General features: G+C 63.3%; 11 protein-coding genes and 1 pseudogene. 5 read left to right on the forward strand and 7 right to left on the reverse strand.

Translation table 11 applies throughout. The annotated features are described in order from the left end of the window. Positions 1 to 39 precede the first annotated feature (39 nt). Both ACVILI_RS06820 and ACVILI_RS06825 read left to right on the forward strand, forming a co-directional pair. Positions 40 to 543 (forward strand): heme-degrading domain-containing protein, encoded by a 504-nt coding sequence (locus ACVILI_RS06820; protein WP_019862731.1) that lies wholly within the window; start codon positions 40 to 42, stop codon positions 541 to 543. Then, positions 540 to 1805, forward strand: coding sequence for a glycerate kinase type-2 family protein (locus ACVILI_RS06825; RefSeq protein ID WP_240564623.1), 1266 nt, complete (start codon positions 540 to 542; stop codon positions 1803 to 1805). Before ACVILI_RS06820 ends, ACVILI_RS06825 begins: the two co-directional genes overlap by 4 nt. A gap of 9 nt (positions 1806 to 1814) precedes the next feature. Here the strand turns inward: ACVILI_RS06825 and ACVILI_RS06830 are convergent, their stop codons facing one another. The 4 genes from ACVILI_RS06830 to ACVILI_RS06845 form a co-directional block, all read right to left on the reverse strand. After that, on the reverse strand, positions 1815 to 3284 hold the full coding sequence (locus tag ACVILI_RS06830; RefSeq protein ID WP_038651581.1) for a UdgX family uracil-DNA binding protein: 1470 nt from the start codon (positions 3282 to 3284) through the stop codon (positions 1815 to 1817). A 2-nt stretch (positions 3285 to 3286) separates the two neighbouring features. Then, positions 3287 to 4522 (reverse strand): putative DNA modification/repair radical SAM protein, encoded by a 1236-nt coding sequence (locus ACVILI_RS06835; RefSeq protein WP_019862734.1) that lies wholly within the window; start codon positions 4520 to 4522, stop codon positions 3287 to 3289. 85 nt (positions 4523 to 4607) lie between these two features. Continuing rightward, on the reverse strand, positions 4608 to 6008 hold the full coding sequence (locus tag ACVILI_RS06840) for a glutamine synthetase family protein (protein WP_084791810.1): 1401 nt from the start codon (positions 6006 to 6008) through the stop codon (positions 4608 to 4610). An 11-nt stretch (positions 6009 to 6019) separates the two neighbouring features. Beyond that, entirely contained in the window at positions 6020 to 7402 is a 1383-nt protein-coding gene (locus ACVILI_RS06845) for an aspartate aminotransferase family protein (protein WP_038651584.1), read from the reverse strand. Positions 7403 to 7558: 156 nt separating this feature from the next. Between ACVILI_RS06845 and ACVILI_RS06850 the strand changes: the two genes are divergently transcribed. Then, positions 7559 to 8011, forward strand: a complete 453-nt coding sequence (locus ACVILI_RS06850; protein ID WP_019862737.1) for a hypothetical protein — start codon at positions 7559 to 7561, stop codon at positions 8009 to 8011. 18 nt (positions 8012 to 8029) lie between these two features. Here ACVILI_RS06850 and ACVILI_RS06855 read toward each other — a convergent pair whose 3' ends face one another. Then, on the reverse strand, positions 8030 to 8461 hold the full coding sequence (locus ACVILI_RS06855; RefSeq protein WP_038653713.1) for a MarR family winged helix-turn-helix transcriptional regulator: 432 nt from the start codon (positions 8459 to 8461) through the stop codon (positions 8030 to 8032). Positions 8462 to 8513: 52 nt separating this feature from the next. Between ACVILI_RS06855 and ACVILI_RS06860 the strand changes: the two genes are divergently transcribed. Beyond that, positions 8514 to 8981, forward strand: a complete 468-nt coding sequence (locus ACVILI_RS06860; protein WP_038651587.1) for a hypothetical protein — start codon at positions 8514 to 8516, stop codon at positions 8979 to 8981. A 2-nt stretch (positions 8982 to 8983) separates the two neighbouring features. Here ACVILI_RS06860 and ACVILI_RS06865 read toward each other — a convergent pair whose 3' ends face one another. Beyond that, complete coding sequence (locus ACVILI_RS06865; protein WP_038651591.1) at positions 8984 to 9958, reverse strand: WD40 repeat domain-containing protein; 975 nt, start codon at positions 9956 to 9958, stop codon at positions 8984 to 8986. Positions 9959 to 10064: 106 nt separating this feature from the next. Then, positions 10065 to 10281, reverse strand: a pseudogene (locus ACVILI_RS06870) (GNAT family N-acetyltransferase); the annotation flags it as partial. Positions 10282 to 10547: 266 nt separating this feature from the next. Between ACVILI_RS06870 and ACVILI_RS06875 the strand changes: the two are divergent. After that, positions 10548 to 11192 (forward strand): CDP-diacylglycerol diphosphatase, encoded by a 645-nt coding sequence (locus tag ACVILI_RS06875; RefSeq protein ID WP_420871167.1) that lies wholly within the window; start codon positions 10548 to 10550, stop codon positions 11190 to 11192. Positions 11193 to 11347: the final 155 nt, after the last annotated feature.

The following is an 11347-nucleotide window of genomic DNA, read 5'->3' on the forward strand; positions in this document are numbered from 1 at the left end:
ATCGGTCAAAGCGTGCGGCGAAGTTGACAGGGGAACGACATGGCCGTTGCTGACGACATCGCTCTGATCCGGAAACAGGAAGAAGTTCTTGTCTTCCCAGCCTTCGATGAGGCCGTCGCCTTCAAGATCGGCTCCGCCATCCGCCACCGCGCAATCACCGAAAACCTGCCCATCATCGTCGACATCAGGCTGTGGGACCGGCCGCTGTTCTATGCGGCCATGCCGGGGTCGAATGCTTCCAATCCCGATTGGGCGCGCCGCAAGATCAATGTGGTGAAACGGTTCCTGAGGAGCACTTACCGCATGGTGCTGGAGCAGCAACGCCCCGACCGCGCCTTCAAGATCGGCGAGGGCCTCGACATCTCCGACTATGTGCTCGCCGGCGGCGGTTTTCCGGTGACGGTCAAGGGCGCCGGCGTTATCGGCGTGATCGCGGTTTCCGGGCTGCCGGAGCGCGAGGATCACGGCGTGGTCGTCGATGCGCTGTGCGACCACTTGGGTGTCGACAAGCGTGGGCTGGCACTGGCTACGGACGCCGAATGACCGTGCTCGATCCCAAGGCCTTTCTCACCTCCGTCTTCAACGCCGCCGTTGCCGCCGCCGATCCGGAGCGAACGATCAGGGATCATCTGCCGGCCAGGCCGAAGGGTCGCACCATCGTCATCGGCGCCGGCAAAGGCTCGGCGCAGATGGCGGCTGCCTTCGAGAAGGTCTGGGACGGGCCGATCGAAGGGCTGGTCGTCACGCGCTACGGCTATGGCGCGAAATGCGAACGCATCGAGATCATCGAGGCGGCGCATCCAGTGCCGGACGCTGCCGGATTGGAAGCCTCACGGCGACTGCTGGAAAAGGTCCAGGGCCTGACGGCGGACGATCTGGTCGTGGCGCTGATTTCCGGCGGCGGTTCGGCGCTGCTGCCGTCGCCGGCGGCCAACCTGACGCTGGCCGACGAGATGGCCGTCAACGAGGCGCTGCTTGCCTCCGGCGCGCCGATCGCGGCCATGAACACCATCCGCAAGCATGTCTCGACCATCAAGGGCGGCCGGCTGGCCGCCGCTGCCTGGCCGGCCAAGGTGGTGTCGCTGGTTGTCTCCGACATTCCCGGTGACAACCCGGCTCTTGTCGCCTCCGGTCCGACGATCCCCGATACCGGCAGCCGGGAAGACGCGTTGGCGTCTATATCTGCCTATGGCATGAAGCTGCCGGCTTCGGTGATGGCGCATATCAGTTCGCCGGCGGCCGATGCGCCAAACCCTGGAGATGAGCGTTTTTCGCGCAACGAAGTGCATCTGATCGCCTCGGCCGGCGTGTCGCTGGAAGCGGCAGCGGCGGAAGCCAAGCGGCAAGGGATAGAGGCCGTCATCCTCTCCGATGCCATCGAGGGCGAAGCGCGTGAGGTCGGCGGCGTCCATGCCGCCATTGCCCGCGAAGTGGCGACGCGCGACCGGCCATTTTCGAAACCGGTGCTCATTCTCTCGGGCGGCGAAACAACCGTGACCTTGCGGGCAAAAGGCAAGGGCGGCCGCAATTCGGAATTCCTGCTCGCCTTCGCCCTTGGCATCAACGGCGTGCAAGGCATTCACGCCCTGGCCGCCGACACCGACGGCATCGACGGTTCGGAAAACAATGCCGGGGCCTTCGCCGACGGTTCGACCGTCTCGCGCATGCGCGCTGCAAGCGTCGATGCCAAGGCAATGCTGGCCGGCAACAATGCCTGGACGGCGTTCAATGCAGTTGGCGATCTTTTCGTGCCGGGGCCGACCGGCACGAATGTCAATGATCTCAGGGCGATCCTGATCCGATAGGCGACCGGCTCAGGCAACCATCAACCGCTTCACCTCTCTCATATCCCGCAGGAAACGCTCGCGCTCGGCCTCCTTGTCGGCAGGCTCATGGATGCGCAGGATGAAGGAGGGATGGATGGTGATGAACACGCGCAGGCCATCCTCTCGTTCGATCACTTGGCCGCGCATCTTTGTCACCGGTATGGCCTTGCCCAGCAAAGACAAGGCAGCCGTAGCGCCGAGCGCCACGGCAAGATCCGGTTTGATCAGTGCGAATTCCCTGTCGATCCACCAGCGGCAGGCCTGCACCTCACCGGCATTCGGCTTGGAATGGATACGGCGCTTGCCGCGCGGCTCGAATTTGAAGTGCTTGACCGCGTTGGTGACGTAGACTTTTTGGCGATCCACCTCCGCCTCGTCGAGGATCGCGTCGAACACCTTGCCGGCCGGACCGACGAAAGGTTTGCCGGCGAGGTCCTCCTGATCGCCGGGCTGTTCGCCGACGAAGATGACCTTGGCATTGTCAGGCCCTTCGCCGAACACGGTCTGCGTCGCATCGCGCCATAACGGGCAGCGGCGGCAGCCTTTCGCGGCCTCGCGCAGCTCGGAAATGCTGCTGGCGGCATCACCTCCCGGCGTCTGTGTCGGCTCACGCTTTGGCCAATGCTTTGCCTGCACCTTGGCGTGGTGCGGTGCGGGCGTTGTCGGCATTCTGGCAATCATCTCCTTGGCGGCCTTGTCCGCTCCTGCGATCAGCTCTGGAATGAGCGAGGCCTCGGGAAGGTTCCGCCAATATTTCTTCGGCATCTCCTTCTGCATGGCCTTCACCTTCAGCCGCGCTGGATTGAAGATGTTCTCGAAATAGGTGCGCCACAGCGCCTCGGTATCATCCTCAGTCGGAGCATCGCCTTTGGCCGCACCCGGCCCGATCGCCAGCCTTTCACCATCCCAATCGGCGGAGGTGTGCGGCGTCAGGATCGTCCAGCGCATGCCCGTGAAGCGCCTGACGAAGAAATCCGCATTGCGCTCAACGATGAAATGATCAGGCTCGAACCAGGCAACATAACGCTCCACGGCGCCATCGCCTATCTTCCGGAAGCGCACGAAGGCATGCATCTTGTGGCTGTCGCGCCGCACCGCTTTTTCCATGGCCTCAAGCCGCCTGGTGTCGGGATCCGAGGCGATCGACAGCAGCTTAGGCTCGCTGCGCAGCCGCCACAGCATCCGGTAGAGAAAGGCGAACCGGGTGGGATCGGAATGGCAGAAGGCGGTTTCCGCCTGCCCGATGAAGTCGCGCGGCACCACGAGTTGTGAGCCTTGCGGCGCGGCCGGCAAATCGTTCCGCGTCCGGTCCGAACCGGCCGCGACATGCCAGCTGATATCCTCGGGCCTGACCTCGTTCAGCGCCAGGCGACGGGCCGCGTCGCGCCAACCGGCAAAATCGGTCTCGCTTTCGAGCAAGACACTGTATCGGGCAAGGTTGAGCTCGGCCGACGGCATGGTCAAAACAACGACAGCTGTTCGCAGGAACGCACGATGGTGTCGCGCAGGCCGGTTTTGTCGGTGACAGCGCCTGGCGACCAGCCTTCGGCGATGATGAATGGCCGAAGCTTGGCGATTGACTGGCAGATCCGCCCGACATCTTCGAGCCGCATTCGCCGGTGGCGCCGCGTCTCCAGGATTTTTGCCACCACCTTGGTGCCGAGGCCAGGCACGCGCAGCAGCGCCTCGCGATCCGCGCGATTGATGTCGACTGGAAACTGGCCGCGATTGCGCAGCGCCCAGGCGAGCTTCGGGTCGATGGCGAGATCAAGCATGCCATCGCTGCTGCCGGCCAGGATTTCCGGCTGCGAGAACCCGTAAAAACGCATCAGCCAGTCGGCCTGGTAGAGCCGGTGTTCGCGCATCAGCGGTGGCTTCTGCAGCGGCAGCGACGATGACGAGTCCGGGATCGGACTGAAGGCCGAGTAATAAACCCGCCGCAGATGATAGCTGCCATAGAGCCGCGCGCTGGTGTGCAATATGCCGTCGTCCGAGGTCTTGTCGGCGCCGACGATCATCTGCGTCGACTGGCCACCCGGCGCAAAGCGTTCGCGCTTCTTGGTCCTCAGCGTCGGCTCGGCCTTTTCCTCCATCTTCTGGCGCAGCCTGGCCATGGAAAGACGGATCGTTTCCGGCTTCTTTTCCGGCGCCAGCTTCTTGACGCCCTCATCGGTGGGCAGCTCGACATTGATCGACAGCCGGTCGGCATAGAGCCCCGCCTTCTCGACCAGTTCGGCAGAGCTTTCCGGAATGGTTTTGAGATGGATATAGCCGGAAAACTTCTCTTCCAGCCGCAGCCGTCGCGCCACCTCGACCATCTCGCCCATGGTTTCATCCGGCGAGCGGATGACGCCTGAGGACAGGAACAGTCCCTCGATGTAGTTGCGCCGGTAAAAATCCATGGTCAGCTTCACCACCTCGTCGATGCTGAAGCGGGCGCGCCGTACATTCGAGGACGAGCGGTTGATGCAATAGCTGCAATCGTAGATGCAAAAATTGGTGAGCAGGATTTTCAGGAGCGAGATGCAGCGGCCGTCCGGTGCATAGGAATGGCAGATGCCCATGCCTTCGGTGGAACCGATGCCGCCGGATTGCTGCGAATCCTTCTTCGCCGAGCCCGATGAGGCACAGGAAGCATCATATTTGGCGGCGTCGGAAAGGATCGCCAGCTTTTCACGGACGGTGAGAGCGCTCATCCGTTCATGATATGTTCTGGGCAACTGCCGCGCTACGTCATTTGACATAGGCGGCGAAAAAGTGATCGCCGCCATCTCAAGGTCCTCACACCTCGTGCAAATAGAGATGGTAATCCAGTTCGCTGACCGTGCGTGCCACGCGCAGATATTCCGACTGTTTGATCGCCACGAAGGTGCGGTGCAAATCCTCGCCGAGCGCGCCTTTCAGGAAGCTGGAGGCCTTGGCCGCTTCGATCGCGGCGCGCCAGTCCGCCGGCATCGTCGTGCGGGTAACGGCTGCTTCATAGCCGTTGCCGGTCGTTTCAGGGCCGGGATCGAGCCCTTCGTCGAGGCCTTTGATGATGCCGGCCAGTACCGTCGCGGCGATCAGATAGGGATTGGCGTCGACGCCGGACGGCCGGTGCTCTATGCGCCGGTTCTTGGCGTCGCCAGCCGGCACGCGCAGTGCCACCGAGCGGTTGTTGACGCCCCAGGTCGGCGCCACCGGCGCATAGGATTGCGAGACGAAACGCCGCCAGGAATTGGCGTGCGGCGCAAACACCAGCATCGATTCCGCCATCGTCTGGATCAGCCCGCCGAGACCCTGCAACAGGGGTAGCGACCAGCTCTCGCCGCCGGCTTCGGTAAACACGTTGCGGCCAGCCTTGTCCTGCAGAGAGACGTGGAAATGCATGCCCGAGCCGGCATATTTCTCGATCGGCTTGGCCATGAAACAGGCGGTCACGCCATGGCGGCGCGCCTGCGCCCGCACCAGCCGCTTCAGCATGACGAGGTCGTCGGCCGCCCGCATCACATCCTTGCGGTAGTTCAGCGTCAGCTCGTACTGGCCGGGCGCATATTCCGATATGACCGTCTCGGCCGGAATGCCTTGCGCCTTGGCGGCGGCATAGATGTCTGAGAACAGCGGTTCCATGCCGTGCAGGTGGTCGACGGAATAGACCTCCGTCTTGCCCGAGACGCGGCCATCAAGCACGGCGCGCGCCGGCTGCACCTTGCCGTCGGCGTCTCGCTCATTGGCCAATAGGAAGAATTCCAGCTCGAAGGCGCCGGCCGGGTAAAGGCCCTTGGCCGCGAGGATCTCGACCTGCCGGGCCAGCGCCAGGCGCGGGTCCGACGACATCGGCAGGCCGTCGAGGTGATACATCGCCATCAGCACCTGGCCGCGCGGCGGATTGGTGCCGTAGAGGGGCACCAGCGTGCCGGGGATCGGCCATGCCCTGAGGTCGCCGTCGCCGGTCGTCCAGATCAGTCCGGTCTCGTGCACGTCCTCGCCGGTGATGTCGAGGCCGAGGATCGAGATCGGCATGTGCCGCCCGCCCTCGAAAATGCTTCTCAACTCATGCCGGCGCACGATCTTGCCGCGGCCCACGCCATTGGCGTCCGTCAGCACGATATCGAAGGCTTCGATCTCGGGATGGGCGTCGAGAAAGGCTTGCGCCTCGGTGGGCGAAGACCCCGACGGGGAGGTCACAAAGGCATTGTCCATGGCCGCTTGTCTCATGCCGCAAGCTTTGCCGCAACAGCGCCGAAGGCGCTGATCAGCCGGTTGACCTGTGCGCCTGACGTCGCCGGCGAGATCAGCATCATGTTGTGGAAGGGCGCGATCAGCACGCCACGATTGACCAGCGCGACATGGATGGCGGCCTCCAGTTCCGGCGCATGCGCGGTCTCGGCTTCGTCGCCGTTGCGCAACGGTCCGGGCGCGCAGATGAACTCGACGCGGGCGCCGACGCGGGCAACATGCCAGGGCAGGCGATAGTGGTCGATCACCCCGTTCAGCCCGGCATCCAAACGCCGCGCCAGATGGTCCATGCGGTCATAATTCTCCGCTGTCATCACCTCTTCGAGCGTGGCGCGCATGGTGGCGAACTGCAGCGGGTTGGCCGACAGCGTCGTGCCCATGCCGGAATAGCCGGGTTCCTTGGTCCTGTTGTACTCGGCATAGCGCGAGGCGACTTCATCGCTCATGCCCCACACGCTTGCCGGCACGCCGCCGGCGATCGGCTTGCCCAGCACGAAGAAGTCGGGGTCGAGCCCGTACTTCCCGGTGTAGCCGCCGGGGCCGGTCGAGATCGTGTGTGTCTCGTCGATCAGGAGCAGCGTGCCGGTCTCGCGGGTCAGTCTGCGCAGCGCGTCGTGGAAGCCGGGGTCGGCCAGCACCATGCAGGAATTGGTCAGCACCGGCTCGGCGATGACGCAGGCCACATCCCTGTCCTTGAGGGCTGCTTCAAGGGCTGCAACATCGTTGAACTCGATGACTTTCGCCGTACGGGTCAGGTCGCGGAACTCGCCCGCCAGTCCTGGCCGGTTGACCGGCTTGCCGTCGATCAACCGCACCATCGTCTCGTCGACCGAACCGTGGTAGCAGCCGTTGAAGACCAGGATCTTTTCGCGCCCGGTGACGGCGCGGGCGACGCGCAGCGAGAAGCGGTTGGCGTCGGTCGCCGTCGTCGCGATCTGCCAGAATGGCAGGCCGAAACGCTGCTGCAGCAGCGGCCCGATGGCAAGCGCGTCTTCCGAGGGCAGCATATAGGTGAGGCCGCGCCCGGCCTGGCGGCGGATGGCCCGCGCCACCGGTGGCGGCGAATGGCCGAACATCGAGCCGGTGTCGCCAAGGCAGAAATCGTCGAGCCTGTTACCGTCAATGTCGGTGATCGCAGCGCCCTTGGCGCTGTCGACAAGGATCGGAAATGGCGTCGGCCAGTCGTTCATCCAGTGCATCGGCACGCCGCCGAAGAAGCCGGGCAGGCCGTTGCTGACCTTGGACTGCGATTTCGGCCGCGCCTTGCGGAAGGCCGCGCCTTCGGTCTCGCGCAATTCTACGATGCGGTCACGGCTGATGCCGCCGATGGACGTCTTTGAACCGTCGCTGCTGTGCATGAAAACCCCTCTCGTCCGTCCCTCTTAGCCAATCCATGTCCGCAACCGCAATTGGCCGCGCGCCTGCCCTGCATTGGCTCAGCCTGCTCCGGCGGCGCTTGACCGTGCTGGCGAAGTCAGCGCCAATATGAACGGGAATGAGGTGGGGGAACAAAAATGCGGACCATCCTCTGTGTGGCAATGCTACTGGCGTCGGCCGGCACTGCCTTCGCCTCGGGCGGCATCTGGTGCAATGTCGACGACAGGGCGGTGACATTCGACGTCGGCGCCGGTGTCACCCGAGGCATGGGCGGCCCGACCTTCAATTTTCGCGGCGATCTCGAAATCAAGGCGAGGCTGGCTGGCGATGGATTGCGCAAGACGGTGTTCGAGGATTCCAACCTGACCCAGTACTGGCTGGACGACAAGGAACTGCGGCTGAATATCTACCACGAGCACGAGGTGGCCAACGCCTTCAATTCGGTCGAGCTGACGATCCTGACCAAGGCCAGCGACGAAGGCGTCTATGACGGGCAGTACACGCTTGCCGTCTATGACAACGCCGCCGACACGGACAAGGACGGCAAACCGGTGGAATTGACGGGCAAGGTGTCGTGCGGGGCTGAGTAGGCTCGCCGATCGGTTGTGTCAGCCCGCCTGCATCGAGGCGATGGCGCGCCGCATCAGGTCGAGGAACACCAGCCGCTCGTCCTCGCTGAAGCCGGTCAGGGCCACCTCGTTTTGTGAACGCGCGGCCTGTGTCGCCGGCTCGCGCAGGCCAACGGCCTTCGCGGTGAGATGGATCGACTGCGAGCGCCCGTCTTCGGGGTGCAGGCGTCGTTCGATCAGGCCGTCACGTTCCATGCGGATCAGCGTGTTGGCCATCGTCGCCTGTTCGACATTGAGACGCTGCACGAGTTCGCGTTGCGTCAGGCCGTCTTCATCCCACAGCGCCAGCAGCGTCATGAACTGGGCGGGCGCCAGGCCAAGCGGCCGGATGCGCTGCTGCAGGCCGTTGGCAAACAACCGCGCCATGTGGTTGGCCAGGAATCCGGCGGATCGTCCTTTCTGAAATGTCATGCCTGCCAGATAATAGTTGAATAGCATGCTATGCAATGATATATAGCTTGCTATGGAGATACTAAAGAAAACCAAAATTCATGCGGCAGCGGGCGCCGTCGCGCTCATCACGGTTTCGGCTTTTTGGCTGTCGACGGCTACGGCCGAACTGCTCGGCGACGCGGCCGCGATCACAACGGTCAAGAACTGCGTGCTGGCCGGCATGGTGGTGCTCATCCCGGCGATGATCATTGCCGGCGCGTCTGGCTTCTCACTTGGCAAGGGCTGGAAGAGCCCGGTCGTGGCACGCAAGAAGTGGCGCATGCGCATCATTGCCGCCAACGGATTGCTGGTCCTCGTGCCCTCGGCCTTCCTGCTCAGCAGCTTTGCCACGGCCGGTCGCTTCGACAAGTTTTTCGCAGTCGTCCAGGCGATCGAGCTGGTAGCCGGCGCAACGAACATCGCACTGTTGTCGCTCAACATTCGCGATGGGCTGTCGCTGCGGCGCAAGCCTCTTCGGCTGGCCACGCGAGCGCGGTGAGGTCAGGCCGTGATGTCGATCACGCCGCAGTCGCCGGCCGCGCTGCCGAAGGCGATACGGCGCTCTTCCCTGTCCCACATCATCGAGGTGACGGCGCCCTTGCCTTGCCGGCGCAGCAGCACTTCCTTGGCGTCGGCGAAGCGCGCGGCGATTACCATGCCGTCCTCGTAGCCGATCGCCACGACATCCTGGCTTGGATGGCAGGCCACGCAAGTCACCATCGTGTTGCCGCGCGTGCCGAGTTCCAGCGGCGCCTTGCCCATCGGTCCGTCCTTGCCCGAAAACGGCCAGACGATCGCCGCCGGCGCGCCGGAACTCGCCAGCCATTTGCCTTTGACGCTCCATGACAGGCTTTTGACCTTGCCGGGATACCCGCTCATGCGCATGTGCTTGCCGTCGACCAGCTTCCAGCCATGCAGGGCGTTTTCCTGCATCGTGGTGACGAGGAAGGCGCCATCCGGCGAGAAGGTGATGCCGGTATGGGCGCCGGCCCATTCGAGTTCCACCGGCTTGCCCTCGGCGGCCGGGAAATGCAGCGTCGCGCCATTGTAGCGGGCAACGCCGAAGCGCATGCCCTTGGGCGAAAACGCCAGCCCCTCGACCGAGCGCGGATGGGCAAATTCCCTGGTCTTGCCGTCGGCGAAGCGCACGAAGGCGGTCTTGCCCGTGGCATAGGCGACGGCGCCCTGCGGCCCGGCGGCGACGCTGGTGATCCACTTTTTCCCGGCGCTGGCCACTTCGGTGGCTTCGCCGCCTGTCTTCACGGCAAACACCTTGCCGTCCTCGCCGCCAGTGATCAGCCGGTCGTTGGCCGCATCGTGGAAAGCCGCCAGCAGCCCGTCATTGGCTTGGATGGTCTTGTGGCCATTGTCGAGCCGATGGATAGCGCCATCGGCCAGCGCGAAATGCGGCACGTCGCCAAGGAAGACGGCGGCAACGCAATGGCCTTCGAGGTCGAGGGGGGCAACTGTGGGCATGGATATCTTTGTTCAGTTGAATTGCAGCGGTTGCAGGGGCTTACTCGACGTTTACGGTTCCGGCAACCTTGGAGGATCGGCGAGGCGGCAAGAGGCTGTAATCTAGTCAAGGCAGCCCCTTGGCTCGCAGTTCAGTTGCAAACGTCGCCAATGGCATCACCAGGGTCAAAGCCGATCCCTGGAGGCGCTCTGCACCACAGCTGGCATACCACCTTGCGGACCCGGTCGCTCTTGGCATCGATGATGAGCAGGATGCCGCCGCCTTCGCCTGCAAGCCGCAGGCAGCGCAACGCGGCGGCGGCGAGCAGTTGGCCTCCAAGCCCTGCCCGATGGCGACCTCCCCAACGGAATGGGATAACATCAGCGATTGTGATCTCCAGGCGGGAACGGAACTTCCGCACCCTGCGATTGTATGATGACCCAAACCATGTTCTTGGCGATGCTCGCGCCGCTCGCTCCGGTCGTTTGAGAAAGGAACAATGTGCTGGGCTTCTTGGAGCGCAGGGGCCTTCGGCTGTTCGTGACATTGTTGGTCGCTTTGTCAGCCGCTGCCGGCTACGCTTTCCTCAAACGCAGAATATTGTGGGAGATGGTGCAGACCTGCGCACTTGCAAGTACGCGGCTTGGCGTCGCCTTCCCCTGCGACCAGGTGATACTGACCGAGCAGGGGGATTATGGGTCAGTCCTCATCAAATCACCTCTACACCGGACCGAGTTTCTGGTGGCCCCAATCACAGCGATTGCGGGCTTGGAAAGCCCATCCGCCCGTTCCACTGATAGCGCCCAACTATGGAACCGGGCATGGGAAGCCCGACAGAAAGTTGAAGCAAGACTCGGACACGGCCTGCCACGATCAGCCGTTGGCCTGGCGGTTAATTCCCGCTTTGAGCGGTCCCAGGATCAGTTGCACATCCACGTCGATTGCTTGCTGGAGTCGGTGGAAAGGACGCTTGCCTTAGATGGGCCGAAGCAAGACGCGATTTGGCAACCGTTTCCATTGATATTGAAGGGGCGACCCTATTGGATAATGGCAGTGGCTGAGCCGGATCTGCGAACCACTAACGTGGTCGGCCTGGTTGTTGCCGGTTTGCCTCAGGCACGACACACCATGGATGATCTAAATGTACTCGTCGCCGGTGCAACGCTGGCTGACGCGAGGCCGGGATTCTATATTCTGGTAAATTGGGGAAGGGCAGCTGAGCACCTCCTCGATCACAGATGTACGTCGCGCTAGCTATCGCCTGTTGGTCAAAGCCGATCATTCGACCATTTCAAGGATGCACTGGCTAGACACGCCCGCCCGTCTTCCTTTCCTCATGGACAAGCTCCCGCTTCGGCGGCGGGTTTTGTGCTAGAATGGTGGCCGCCTGGCGGTCAGCCGCCATTATC

The organism is Mesorhizobium sp. USDA 4775, from assembly GCF_054062655.1.